The 13,203-nt window shown below is 40.5% G+C and carries 10 protein-coding genes and 3 pseudogenes; 5 read left to right on the plus strand and 8 right to left on the minus strand.

Annotation, left to right across the window (positions count from 1 at the left end; translation table 11 throughout):
• Positions 1-52 precede the first annotated feature (52 nt).
• Both B4W83_RS04165 and B4W83_RS04170 read right to left on the minus strand, forming a co-directional pair.
• Entirely contained in the window at positions 53-1,018 is a 966-nt protein-coding gene (locus B4W83_RS04165) for a LacI family DNA-binding transcriptional regulator (protein WP_000225996.1), read from the minus strand.
• The gene (locus B4W83_RS04170; RefSeq protein ID WP_000455324.1) at positions 999-2,453 is read right to left on the minus strand and encodes a sucrose-6-phosphate hydrolase; all 1,455 of its coding nucleotides are present in this window, start codon (positions 2,451-2,453) and stop codon (positions 999-1,001) included. The genes B4W83_RS04165 and B4W83_RS04170 overlap by 20 nt, the downstream gene beginning before the upstream one ends.
• Before the next feature lie 381 nt (positions 2,454-2,834).
• Between B4W83_RS04170 and B4W83_RS04180 the strand changes: the two genes are divergently transcribed.
• Both B4W83_RS04180 and scrK read left to right on the plus strand, forming a co-directional pair.
• On the plus strand, positions 2,835-4,721 hold the full coding sequence (locus B4W83_RS04180; protein WP_001064580.1) for a sucrose-specific PTS transporter subunit IIBC: 1,887 nt from the start codon (positions 2,835-2,837) through the stop codon (positions 4,719-4,721).
• Positions 4,722-4,870: 149 nt separating this feature from the next.
• Positions 4,871-5,758, plus strand: coding sequence for a fructokinase ScrK (gene scrK / locus B4W83_RS04185; RefSeq protein ID WP_000164290.1), 888 nt, complete (start codon positions 4,871-4,873; stop codon positions 5,756-5,758).
• Positions 5,759-6,077: 319 nt separating this feature from the next.
• Here the strand turns inward: scrK and B4W83_RS04190 are convergent, their stop codons facing one another.
• Together B4W83_RS04190 and B4W83_RS04195 are read right to left on the minus strand one after the other, a co-directional pair.
• Entirely contained in the window at positions 6,078-6,695 is a 618-nt protein-coding gene (locus tag B4W83_RS04190; protein ID WP_000076185.1) for a TVP38/TMEM64 family protein, read from the minus strand.
• A 414-nt stretch (positions 6,696-7,109) separates the two neighbouring features.
• Positions 7,110-7,304: pseudogene (locus B4W83_RS04195) on the minus strand (IS30 family transposase); the annotation flags it as partial.
• Positions 7,305-7,965: 661 nt separating this feature from the next.
• Here B4W83_RS04195 and B4W83_RS04205 point away from each other — a divergent pair.
• Complete coding sequence (locus B4W83_RS04205; RefSeq protein WP_000895295.1) at positions 7,966-8,859, plus strand: ABC transporter ATP-binding protein; 894 nt, start codon at positions 7,966-7,968, stop codon at positions 8,857-8,859.
• The gene (locus B4W83_RS04210) at positions 8,856-10,055 is read left to right on the plus strand and encodes an ABC transporter permease (protein ID WP_001246791.1); all 1,200 of its coding nucleotides are present in this window, start codon (positions 8,856-8,858) and stop codon (positions 10,053-10,055) included. The genes B4W83_RS04205 and B4W83_RS04210 overlap by 4 nt, the downstream gene beginning before the upstream one ends.
• A 943-nt stretch (positions 10,056-10,998) precedes the next feature.
• Here the strand turns inward: B4W83_RS04210 and B4W83_RS04220 are convergent.
• The 4 genes and pseudogenes from B4W83_RS04220 to B4W83_RS04235 all read right to left on the minus strand — a co-directional run bounded on the left by B4W83_RS04220 (position 10,999) and on the right by B4W83_RS04235 (position 12,936).
• Positions 10,999-11,694, minus strand: coding sequence for an LrgB family protein (locus tag B4W83_RS04220; RefSeq protein ID WP_001288945.1), 696 nt, complete (start codon positions 11,692-11,694; stop codon positions 10,999-11,001).
• Complete coding sequence (locus B4W83_RS04225; protein WP_000781328.1) at positions 11,691-12,065, minus strand: CidA/LrgA family protein; 375 nt, start codon at positions 12,063-12,065, stop codon at positions 11,691-11,693. The genes B4W83_RS04220 and B4W83_RS04225 overlap by 4 nt, the downstream gene beginning before the upstream one ends.
• A gap of 184 nt (positions 12,066-12,249) precedes the next feature.
• Positions 12,250-12,546 (minus strand): annotated as a pseudogene (locus tag B4W83_RS04230) (ATP-binding cassette domain-containing protein); the annotation flags it as partial.
• 222 nt (positions 12,547-12,768) lie between these two features.
• Positions 12,769-12,936: a choline-binding protein A gene (locus B4W83_RS04235; RefSeq protein ID WP_007285044.1), complete on the minus strand. Its 168-nt coding sequence runs from the start codon at positions 12,934-12,936 to the stop codon at positions 12,769-12,771.
• 18 nt (positions 12,937-12,954) lie between these two features.
• Between B4W83_RS04235 and B4W83_RS04240 the strand changes: the two are divergent.
• Positions 12,955-13,203 (plus strand): annotated as a pseudogene (locus tag B4W83_RS04240) (IS630 family transposase); the annotation flags it as partial.

Below are 13,203 nucleotides of genomic sequence, written 5' to 3' on the forward strand. Positions count from 1 at the left end.
ATATCTACGGTAAGGCGACGCTGACGAGGTTTGAAGAGATTTTCGAAGAATATTAAATACTTTTTCCTGGTAATAATGTAACTGGTAAGAAGTAGCCTGTTGTGGCAACTTCCTTGCCTTCGATTTTTTGCAAGAGTAGGTCAACAGTGAGGCAGGCAATCTCTTTCAAGGGTTGCTTGATAGTAGCCAGTTGAGGGTAGTAATTTTCGATAAAGTAGGTACCATCGTATCCGATGACCTTGAGCTCTTCTGGGACAGAAATGCCCAGTTCTTGAGCGATTTTAATGACCAGAATAGCTGTCAAATCATCTGAAGCAAAGATGGCATCTGGCTTTTGTCGAGTCAAGATATTCTTGATTTCCATTTCTTTTCTGACGGGAGAAAAGTCACTGGAAACATTGATAATAGGAGCTTTTGGGAGTACAGATGCAAAACCAGCGTGGCGTAGTCCAGTTGGCGAATTGGAATTGTCATTCCCTGTAATCATGATGATAGAGTGGGCGCCTGTCTTAACCAAGGTCTGGGCAGCAAGAACACCACCAGCATAGTTGTCAGAGGAGACGACAGGGATGTCTGGCGATAGGTTTCGGTCAAAGGAAATAATCGGTGCTGTCACACGATTGTAGTCTTCAATTCCCAAGTTGTGACTACCCGAAATGATGCCGTCCACCTGATTGGCTTCCAACATTTCGATGTATTCGCGTTCCTTCTCAGAGTCGTGTTCGCTGTTGCAGATGATAGTCTTGTACCCATTTTTAAAGAGTTGGTGTTCCAGCTTATCAATCAATTCCGCATAGAAAACGTTGGAAATATTGGGGAAAATCAAGCCGATTAACTTAGCTGATTTTCCTTGCAGACTGCGAGCTAGGTTGTTGGGTTTATAGCCCAATTCCCGCATGGCTTCATTGACTTTTTGGATGGTTTTCTCAGAGAGATACCCTTTTTTATTGATAACCCGAGAAACGGTAGTAGGGCTGACGCCTGCAAGTTTGGCGACATCAGTTAGTTTTGCGACCATAATCTAATTCATAGTAAGTTCCAGTTGGGTTTCCAGATTTGATCAGGATACCATTTTGGTACGCATGTGGGAAGACACGACCAGAAAATACTTTTTCTCCTTTATTGATGAAAATTTCTAAGACAGAGTTATCGATGAAAATCGTAGCAGTAGTGGCTTGGTTATCGATTGGGCAAGAGCGTGTAGTTCCAAATTCTTGGGAATACTGTTCTCCAGCCTGGCTACGATCTACTGTTACTTGACCATTTACAAGGTCAAAGTTGATGGAAAGTCCCTTGCCTTCTTTATCAGCAAGTAAGACAATCTCGCTCTGGCTATTGGCTTCCAAGTTGAGTTCGAGTTCGTAAGTGTTCTTGGTTTGGGCACGGTTTGAGAAAGGTTCTTCAGAAGCACGAAGGTCCTTGATAGCTGCGACTGGGTATTGGTAGAGTTTGCCGTTTTTGATAGTCAGTTCCTTGACCAAAGAGAAGGTTCCTTGGTGATCAAAACGGTCAGATGGATATGAAACATCAGGCAAGCCAAGCCAGCTAACAGCTAGAGCACGTCCATCAGGAGCGTTGAAGGCTTGAGTTGCATAGGCTTCGAAACCATAGTCCATGTTTTGAAGTTGAGATACATCTACCATTTTAGCATTTTCAGGGTCAAAGGAAGCCCCAATCTTATACATATTTGGAAAGATATTATCGTAGTCTAGAACTCTCTTATCCAATCCTTGTGGGCAGTAGAGAAGGACAGGTTGTTCCCCTACAAAGACCAGATTTGGACATTCCATCATGTAGGCAGTACGGTCGTTAGCAAAGTCAAGGTCGCCAACAGCTTGCCAGTTTGTATAGTCGTTGTCTACAGCCTTGTAGAGACGGACGAAGCCTTTTTTCTCCAAGTCCTGTCCACCGACGATAGCATAGTATTGTCCCTTGAAGTTAAAAATTTGCGGGTCGCGGAAGTGGTCAGTAGAGTCTGCTGGTTGGTCAATCAAAATCTTGTCAATCTTTGTAACCTTGCCATCCTTATCCATCAAAGCCCCAATCTGGTATGGATGACGGATCCAGTTTTCATCACGGACATTTCCTGTATAGAATAGGAACAAGTTATCGGCAAACTGCATGGCAGAACCAGAGTAGGCACCGTGGCTATCTAATGGAGTATCAGGCAAAACTTTGACACCAGTTTCTGTGAAGTGAACCAAATCCTCACTTTCCAACTGCACCCAAGATTTCAAACCGTGGGCTGCACCGAAAGGAAAGTTTTGATAAAAAACAATCCACTTCCCATCAAAGTAAGAAAAGCCATTTGGGTCGTTGAGAAGTCCTGTTTTTGGCTCAACATGGTAATGAGTATGCCATGGAGATTGTGCCATGTTTTCTTTTATATTTTGAATTTCTTCTTGCGTCCAATCTTGATAAAGTCTGTAACGACGCTCAGTAGTCCATTCCATTCATTCATTCCTCCAAAAATCTTATCACATTTAATAGTAACCGTTTTCGGTTAAAAAAGCAAGTCTTTTATGTTAAAAAAGAGGAAAAACTGTCAAACGCTTATCATAAAACAAATGCAGGAAATCGATCAAATTTTCACGAAAATGTGAAAGATAATGAAATGAAATCCTTTTTAACCAAGATTTCAAACTTATTTTTTCAAGGAATACCTGAGAAAACAGTCAAAAACAATCAATCTAAAGCGTGCCCACTAAGTGGATAGAATATTTTTTCTGCAAAACGCTTGACATATTTCTAAAACATGATAAAATAATAGTCGTAAGGGTGTATAAAATCGCTTTCAAACAAGAACAAAATGTTATATAAGGAGATTTTTGCAAATGAACAATCAGGAAATTGCAAAAAAAGTCATCGATGCCTTGGGCGGACGTGAAAATGTCAACAGTGTTGCCCACTGTGCGACTCGTCTACGTGTCATGGTCAAAGATGAGGGGAAAATCAATAAAGAAGTAATTGAGAATTTGGAAAAAGTTCAAGGTGCTTTCTTTAACTCAGGTCAATACCAAATCATCTTTGGTACTGGTACCGTTAACAAAATGTACGATGAAGTTGTTGCACTTGGTTTGTCAACATCATCTAAAGATGACATGAAAGCAGAAGCTGCTAAACAAGGGAATTGGTTCCAACGTGCTATCCGTACTTTCGGTGACGTTTTCGTTCCAATCATCCCAGTTATCGTAGCGACAGGTCTCTTCATGGGTGTGCGTGGTCTCTTGACTGCTCTTGGAATGACACTTCCAGCTGACGTGACAACTTACACTCAAATCTTGACAGATACAGCCTTCATTATCTTACCAGGTTTGGTTGTGTGGTCAACCTTCCGTGTATTCGGTGGAAATCCTGCCGTTGGTATCGTTCTTGGTATGATGCTTGTTTCTGCCTCACTTCCAAACGCTTGGGCAGTCGCTTCAGGTGGTGAAGTAACAGCCATGAACTTCTTTGGTTTCATCCCTGTTGTTGGTTTGCAAGGTTCCGTTCTTCCAGCCTTCATCATCGGAGTTGTCGGAGCTAAATTTGAAAAAGCTGTCCGCAAGGTTGTTCCAGATGTCATCGACCTCTTAGTAACGCCATTTGTGACACTTTTGGTCATGTCTATCCTTGGACTCTTTGTCATTGGACCAGTCTTCCATGTCGTTGAAAACTACATCCTTATCGCTACAAAAGCGATCCTTAGCTTGCCATTTGGTTTTGGTGGTTTCTTGATTGGTGGGGTTCACCAATTGATCGTCGTGTCAGGTGTGCACCACATCTTCAACTTGCTTGAAGTGCAATTGCTTGCTGCTGACCATGCTAACCCATTCAATGCTATCATCACTGCTGCTATGACAGCTCAAGGTGCTGCGACTGTTGCGGTTGGTGTTAAAACAAAAAATCCAAAACTAAAAACACTTGCTTTCCCAGCTGCTCTTTCTGCCTTCCTCGGTATTACAGAGCCTGCTATCTTCGGGGTGAATTTGCGCTTCCGTAAACCATTCTTCCTTTCATTGATTGCTGGTGCAATCGGTGGTGGATTGGCTTCAATCCTTGGACTTGCTGGTACTGGTAATGGTATCACCATCATCCCTGGTACAATGCTTTACATCGGTAACGGACAACTTGTCCAATACCTTCTTATGGTAGCTGTATCATTTGCCCTTGGTTTTGCTCTTACTTACATGTTTGGTTATGAGGATGAAAAAGAAGTTGCTACTGAAGTAGAGACAGAACGTTTGGTCCAAGAAGAAACAACTGGTAACATTCCAGCAGCTCTTCAAAATGAAACACTTGTAACTCCTATCGTTGGTGATGTTGTAGCTCTTGCTGATGTCAATGACCCAGTCTTCTCAAGTGGAGCTATGGGACAAGGTATCGCTGTGAAACCAAGTCAAGGTGTGGTCTATGCACCAGCTGATGCGGAAGTTTCAATTGCCTTTCCAACAGGACACGCTTTTGGTTTGAAAACAACTGATGGCGCTGAAGTCTTGATCCACGTTGGTATTGACACTGTATCTATGAACGGTGACGGTTTTGAAGCAAAAGTTGCTCAAGGTGACAAGGTGAAAGCTGGCGATGTTCTTGGAACATTTGACTCAAACAAAATCGCTGCAGCTGGTCTTGATGATACAACAATGGTTATCGTTACAAATACAGCTGACTACGCTTCAGTAACTCCAGTCGCAACAGGTTCAGTTGCGAAGGGGGATGCTGTGATCGAAGTGAAAATCTAATCAATCCTCTTTAATGTGAAAACGAACAAATGACATGTTTGTTCGTTTTTGCTTGAATGGTAAGATTTACAGAGGAAAATCTAAAAAATAGAGAAATTTAGACTTTCGAAATATGCTATAATAAAGAAAATAAAAACAAGAGGTTTATCATGACAAAATTATATGGAAGCTTGGAAGCGGGCGGTACAAAGTTTGTCTGTGCTGTCGGTGATGAAAACTTTAACGTTGTAGAAAAAACACAATTTCCAACAACAACTCCAATCGAAACAATCGATAAAACCATCGAGTTCTTCTCAAAATTCGATAACCTTGCTGGTCTTGCAGTTGGTTCATTTGGTCCGATTGATATTGATAAAAACTCAAAAACTTATGGCTTTATCACGACGACTCCAAAACCTCACTGGGCAAATGTGGATTTGCTTGGTGCCCTTCGTCGCGCCCTCAACGTGCCAATGTACTTCACTACAGACGTAAACAGCTCTGCTTACGGTGAAGTGGTTGCCCGTAACAATGCTGGCGGTCGTATCGAAAACTTGCTTTACTACACAATCGGTACAGGTATCGGTGCAGGTGTTATCCAACGTGGTGAGTTTATCGGTGGTGTGGGTCACCCTGAGATGGGTCATTATTATGTTGCTAGACACCCAATGGACATTGAAAAAGAGTTTAAGGGTGTTTGTCCTTTCCACAAGGGATGTCTGGAAGGCTATGCAGCTGGTCCAAGTTTGGAAGCTCGTACAGGTGTTCGTGGGGAAAACATTGAGCTCAACAATCCTGTCTGGGATGTCCAAGCCTACTATATCGCTCAAGCTGCGGTTAATGCGACAGTGACTTTCCGCCCAGACGTGATTGTCTTTGGTGGAGGGGTCATGGCTCAACAACACATGCTGGACCGTGTCCGTGAGAAATTTACATCTCTTCTTAATGGTTACCTACCAGTACCTGATGTGCGTGATTACATCGTCACTCCAGCAGTCGCAGGAAATGGTTCTGCCACTCTTGGAAACTTTGTCCTTGCAAAAGAAGTTTCAAAATAAACCACAAAATCCGCTTGGGAAACCAAACGGATTTTGTGGTTGCAAATAATATTTTTGAGCCTTTCCTTAAGTGATTACGGACGGTAGCGACTTTCTTCGAAATTCCATACCTAAACTTTGAGCCTAATGTCTCAAAGTTTCCGAATACCTGAAACCATTAGATTTCAGGTGTTTCTATCACGGCGGAAAGGCTAGGTAAGTCCTCGCCTTATTATCGAAAGATATGCATGATTTCCATACCAAAGTATATTTAGTATTAAGCTATAGTTAATCTACGCTTTAAAAATCCACTTGGGAAACCAAACGGATTTTTTACGTGTCAAAGCATTTGCCAGAAAAAGTCAATAATATAGGTCAGACCGTAGGTATAAACCACGAGGGTAAAGGGCTTAGTCAGAATGATGATGGTCATGTAGCGCTTGAAACTCATCTTGGTCAGGGCAGCCAGCATACAGAGAAAGTCAGCTGGGCTAATGGGCCAAATCATCATAAAAATAAAGAAACGGTCAAAACGATTGCCTTTATCTAGCCAGCCGATGTACTTGTCGTAGGTGCGCTTGCTGACGACAGACTGGACAAAGGCAGCCCCGTAGAGGCGCACCAGATAAAAGATAATGGCACAGCCAATCACGATGCCGATATAGTTGTAGATAGTCCCGATGATGTGACCGTAGATAAAGACACCAGCCACCGAGGTCAAGGCCCCAGGAATGATAGGGACGACTGTCTGTAAAATCTGTAAAAAGATAAAGAGAGGTGGACCCCAGATGCCTGCCTGCTGGATAAAGGCAGAGAGGGTTTCCTTGGATTGTAAAATCCCAGCCTGATAAGCCCAAATACAGAAAATCAAACTCCCAACCCCACCGACAATCGATGAGATATTGATAACTCGCTGCAGAAGGGGAGAAACAGCTTTCATTTGTTTATCCTGTGACATGTAAACTCCTCATAGATAGTATATTTCTACTATACCATATTTTGGAGGAGAAAGGGGGAATGAGTCTTTTTTGATAAGGAATAGAAAGTAAATAGCCCTTCGAGACTTAGAATAGGTCTGTCAACTAAAGGTTATATGCATTCTAGGTTTCGAATAATCGCAATTCCATAAATTTAAAAGCATTCTAAGTTTCGAATAGCTTATCTGAGATAATTTTGAGGCATTCGCGCTTTCGAATAGTCATTTTCCCTAAAGTTTAGATGTATTCTGAAGCTAGAAAGACTAAAATCTAAAAGTAGTAAGAGTCTCTCTCTGATGGACGTAATTTATGGCTAGTATGAATCCTTTGAATTGTTAGTTAATTTTAATATTAATCAGTTCTGAAATAATTACTAAATATAGTTAGATGGTGAATTAATTATTGCTAAATTTCAAGTTCAAGTTAGTCATCCAGAAGTCTTCTCTGGGGGACTTGTAGTTCAAGCATTTTTTAGGATAGTTGTTAATCCACTTTTCGATGAATGCGACTTCCTTGGTAGTCGTTTTCTTAGTTCCCTTAGGCTTAGGTAACCATCTATGAATGAACTTGTTGTGATTTTTATTAGATCCTATAGGGGTGTGCATAATAGATATAATAGATTGAAACTAGAATAGTACGCATCTGCTTCTAAAACATTGTTAGAAATCGATTTGACTGTCCCGATCTATTTGTCCTGTTCTTATTTCATTTTACTATATAATCCTTAGAAAACATATCGGACAAGCGGTTGAATTCCGTTCCGTCCATTAGTAGATAAAGGATTACTCCTTCTTGAAATGACAGATGAACTTGTTTCTTATAAAAATGTTGTCTGAAACTATTCGCTTTTTTCCAGAAGTTTTAGAGGAAGAAAACTTTATGAGGAAAAAGGAGTTACTCAAATAACAATTCAGGATTAAAAATAGACAGTTGAGGAGCGGAAGGTATAAATTAAGTTTGCTACTGTATAATGGATTTATCACTAATACTCTTCGAAAATCTCTTCAAACCACGTCAGCTTCGCCTTGCCGTAGATATAGTTACTGACTTCGTCAGTTTTATCTGCAACCTCAAAGCTGTACTTTGAGCAGTCTACGGCTAGCTTCCTAGTTTGCTCTTTGATTTTTATTGAGTATAAAAGTGCTCCAGGCCATATTTTACACAGCAATAGTCTTCTAAAAATGGACAAAAAACATTGTAAAGGCTATCAAAAAGGAGTATAATGAGTGCAAGAAATTTCGGAGGTGAAAGATGCTAGAAGTAAGAAGTCTAGAGAAAAGTTTTGGATCCAAGCAAGTTTTGTTTGGTATTGACTTTCAAGCGCGACCAGGTCGTATTTTGGGACTAGTCGGAAAAAATGGTGCTGGAAAAACAACGATTTTCCATAGTATTTTAAAATTCCTAGAATATCAGGGAGAAATCGGTCTGGATGGTCAGGATATTCGTCAGGAGACCTATGCTCGGATTGGTTATCTGCCTGAAGAACGCAGTCTCATGCCTAAATTGACAGTTCTTGAACAAGTTCGCTACTTGGCGACTCTAAAAGGCATGGATGCCAAAGAAGTCAAAGAAAAACTCCCTCAATGGATGAAGAGGTTGGAAGTAAAAGGAAAGCTGACAGATAAAATCAAGAGTCTGTCAAAAGGAAATCAGCAGAAGATTCAGCTCATTATTACTCTGATTCATGAACCAGACCTGATTATCTTGGATGAGCCTTTTAGTGGATTGGACCCAGTTAATACAGAATTGCTCAAACAAGTCATTTTTCAGGAAAAAGAGCGCGGAGCAACCATTATCTTTTCTGACCATGTCATGACCAATGTTGAGGAACTTTGTGACGATATTCTGATGATCCGAGATGGCCGTGTGGTCTTGCACGGACCAGTTCAGGATGTCCGCAATCAATACGGGAAAACGCGTCTCTTTGTTTCAAGTGAACGAAGCAAGGGAGAATTGGAAAACCTTCCTCATGTCAAACAGGTGAGCTTGACCAAACAAGGTAGTTGGAAATTGATCTTGGAGGATGAGAGTGCTGGTAGAGAACTCTTCCCAATCTTGACTCAAGGGCAATATATCGCAACCTTTGACCAACAAGCGCCAACAATCGATGAAATCTTTAAACTAGAATCAGGGGTGGAAGTATGAGAAATGTGTGGGTTGTAATCAAGGAAACCTATCTTCGACATGTCAAATCGTGGAGTTTCTTCTTTATGGTGATTTCACCGTTCCTCTTTTTAGGAATCTCTGGAGGAATTGCGCAGCTCCAAGGTTCTTCTATGGCTAAAAATAATAAAGTGGCAGTAGTGACAACAGTGCCATCTGTAGCAGAAGGACTGAAGAATGTAAATGGTGTTAACTTCGACTATAAAGACGAAGCAAGTGCCAAAGAAGCAATTAAAGAAGAAAAATTAAAAGGTTATTTGACCATTGATCAAGAAGATAGTGTTCTAAAGGCAGTTTATCATGGCGAAACATCGCTTGAAAATGGAATTAAATTTGAGGTTACAGGTACACTCAATGAACTGCAAAATCAGCTTAATCGTTCAACTGCTTCCTTGTCTCAAGAGCAGGAAAAACGCTTAGCGCAGACAATTCAATTCACAGAAAAGATTGATGAAGCCAAGGAAAATAAAAAGTTTATTCAAACAATTGCAGCAGGTGCCTTAGGATTCTTTCTTTATATGATTCTGATTACCTATGCGGGTGTAACAGCTCAGGAAGTTGCCAGTGAAAAAGGCACCAAAATTATGGAAGTCGTCTTTTCTAGCATAAGGGCAAGTCACTATTTCTATGCGCGGATGATGGCTCTGTTTCTAGTGATTTTAACGCATATTGGGATCTATGTTGTAGGTGGTCTGGCTGCCGTTTTGCTCTTTAAAGATTTGCCATTCTTGGCTCAGTCTGGTATTTTGGTTCACTTGGGAGATGCTATCTCACTGAATACCTTGCTCTTTATTTTGATTAGTCTTTTCATGTACGTAGTATTGGCAGCCTTCCTAGGATCTATGGTTTCTCGTCCTGAGGACTCAGGGAAAGCCTTGTCGCCTTTGATGATTTTGATTATGGGTGGTTTTTTTGGAGTGACAGCTCTAGGTACAGCTGGAGACAATCTCCTCTTGAAGATTGGTTCATATATTCCCTTTATTTCGACCTTCTTTATGCCGTTTCGAACGATTAATGGCTATGCGGGGGGAGCAGAAGCATGGATTTCACTTGCTATTACAGTGATTTTTGCGGTGGTAGCAACAGGATTTATCGGACGCATGTATGCTAGTCTCGTTCTTCAAACGGATGATTTAGGGATTTGGAAAACCTTTAAACGTGCCTTATCTTATAAATAGAAGAGCCTCGCGAAAGCGAGGTTTTTAAAGGTGAAAAGGGTGGAATCACGAACCTAATTATGTACACATTATGTAAACAGGTTGCTTGAGAACTCAATTGTATAGTGAACTGAATCTGGAATAGGATAATATTACTTCTAAAATATTCTTATAAATTGATTTGAATTCCAAAACCAGGGTGTTCAATTCTTATTTCCCATCACTTTATTTATTGATTATGATAGAACTCTTATCGGTCTGTAACAAAATTTCAATAATATAAAAACGCATCCTATCAGGACTCAACTTGATAGGATGCGTTTTTTGATTGTGAAGACTTTTCATCCAGCCTCTTTATGTGATAAAGTATCGTTAATATTCAATGAAAATCAGACTGGGAAGTTAGCGGAAGGCTCCTCGAAACATAGTTTTGAAGTTGAGGAACTGACCAAGTCAGTAACGTATACACACTAAGGACAAGCTGACGTGGTTTGAAGAGTATAAAAATCTGTTTCGTAAGCATCCAATAATAGGGTGTTTTGATAGTGTCATCATTTGGATAAGCATTATAGTATAGTGATATGAAATCAACTAAACTAAATAAGAAATATAGATTATCAAAACTCTTTGAAAAGATTGCATTAAATCTAAATAACATAGACGTCTTCAGCGTGTGCTGTCTCATCTTATGCGAAAATCTTATAAGGAGAGTATAGAAAATCTCGGTTGTAATCAACTAACTGATTGGAGAAATGTATAAATATGAGAAGTTAGACCCCCATGTCACTACCATAATGAGATTGCTCGAATTCCTTGCTTTTTATACTCAATGAAAATCAAAGAGCAAACTAGCCGCAGGCTGCTCAAAACAGTGTTTTGAGGTTGTGGATAGAACTGACGAAGTCAGTAACCATACCTACGGCAAGGCGACGTTGACGCGGTTTGAAGAGATTTTCGAAGAGTATTAACTCAATATCAAACTAGCTACGATGGGGCTGACAAAGACATAGAGAATACCAGTGACACCGATAGCCAAATCACCCATGGCTCCTGCTACAGAGCCGTATCGGAAGGCTGTTCCTGTTCCAACTGCATGGCCTGTTCCTCCAAGGGAAAGACCAACAGCTACTGGGTCGTCAATTTTCAACCACTTCAAAAGGGTTGGTCCGATGACACTGGTTAAAATCCCAGTTGCCACGACTACCACCAAGGTCACGGTCGTCAGACCTTGCAATTTTTCTGTGATTCCCACTGCCATGGCGGTTGTTACTGACTTGGGAAAGAGAGAAATGGCTAGGAAAAAGTCCATACCAAAGATTTTGGCCACAAGGGCTGTGAAAGAGGTATTGACAACTACTGCTAGCAGACTACCAAAGAGAATACTCCGAGCATGGTGCTTCATCAAATGAAAACTCTTGTAAAGCGGAATCCCCAAAGCCACTGTCGACGGGACAATCAAGTTGTTCAGATAAACCCCACTTTGGTAGTAATCTTGATAAGAAATACCCGTCACCTTAAGAAAAATAATGATAAAAATAGCCGACAAAAGCAGGGGCGTTGTCAATGGATGAGGAAAACGTCTGTAAATCAACATCCCCACTAGATAAGCTAGGATAGACAGGGCAAGCCCAAATAGGGGATTGGAAACAAATTCACTCATTTGGCATCTCCTTTCTCATAATCTCCCTCAAACCGTCGTTTGATAAACTGAACTACCAAGGCTATGAGGATAATATTGACAACTGCTGCAAAAAAGACAATCAAAACAATGGGTAGGAGATAGGGAGCAATCACATCAAACTTTTCCATGATTCCTACTGCTGGCGGCAAAAAGAGAATGGTCATATTGGCTAGCAAGAAATTCCCCACCATGTTGACATGCCTAGTTCTCAACCATTTGAATTGTAGGGATAGAAAGAGAATAATCAAGCCGATAATACTGCCTGGGATGGGCAAATGAAAGAAACTGGAAATCCCCTCTCCGATTAGAGAAATCACAAAGAGAATCATTAATTGAACATATAATTTCATCCTAAACTCCACGAAATAGACTTCTTGAATACCAGTTTACTCTTTTTTCAGAAAATTTCAAGGAAATGAACAAGGGATAATGAAAATTAAAGAACAAACTAGGAAGTCAGCTGCATGTTACTCAAAGTAAAGTGTTGGGTTTGTAGGTCAAACTGACATAGTTTGAAGCGATTTTCGAAGAATACTACTTTTCTCTGCTTAAGTGAATGACTTGGTCGTAGTTTTTTAAGTCCTCTTCTGTGTAGTGGTGAATGACTTCAATGACCGTTTGAGGTAGGGAGAAGAGCAAGTCGCTAATTTTTCTGCTATTTTCCGAGTCAAGATTGGCCTTAATCTCATCTGCTAAAATGAGTTGGCTATCATGGTAGAGGGCGCGAGCGATTTCTAGGCGTTGTTTCTCGCCACCAGACAGACTATCATTGCTGAGCGTTCGATTTTTCAAATGTTCTCAACCTGTTTTTTTGAGGATATGATTTAGCGTTTGCTTTTATCTAAAATACTTCATATAAAAATGTAAATTTTTGGGGGATATACAATTAAATGAAAATATCGTAACGACACAGATTGAAACAAAAAGCGAACAAAACAGAATTCATTGTTTCGATTCGCTTTTCGTATTATTATCTAGTTTTTTTGTAGCTCTGATAACATTTAGTCTGAGCATGTACACTAATAGCTGAAGGAATAAAATGTATACTTTAGATTATTTCCAAGCGCCACCGGTATCTACACAGTAACCACCAGGTGTATAGGTGTTGTGAAGCATCTTACCAGTTGAAGCAAGGTAATACCAAGATCCGCTATCTTTCACCCAGCCTGTTAACATAGCACCTGAGTCTTTTAGGTAATATAGTTGCTTAGTTTCAAACAAGCATGTTATAATAAAGCTATGGCATATAGTACAGATTTTAAACAGCGAGCATTAGATTACATCAAAGAGGGGCACAGCCATGTCGAGGCAGCCAAGGTTTTTGATGTTGGCGTCAGAACTCTCTTCACGTGGGAAAAGAACTTACGTGAACAAGGACACTTAGAGAGGAAAAAGCGAGTCGTCAAAAACCGAAAGATTCCTTTAGAGGAATTGAAATCCTTTGTAGAGGCTCATCCAGATGCTTTTTTACGGGAAATTGCGGCACAT

Origin of the sequence: Streptococcus pseudopneumoniae ATCC BAA-960 = CCUG 49455, assembly GCF_002087075.1 — a bacterium.
Classification (GTDB): Bacteria; Bacillota; Bacilli; order Lactobacillales; family Streptococcaceae; genus Streptococcus; species Streptococcus pseudopneumoniae.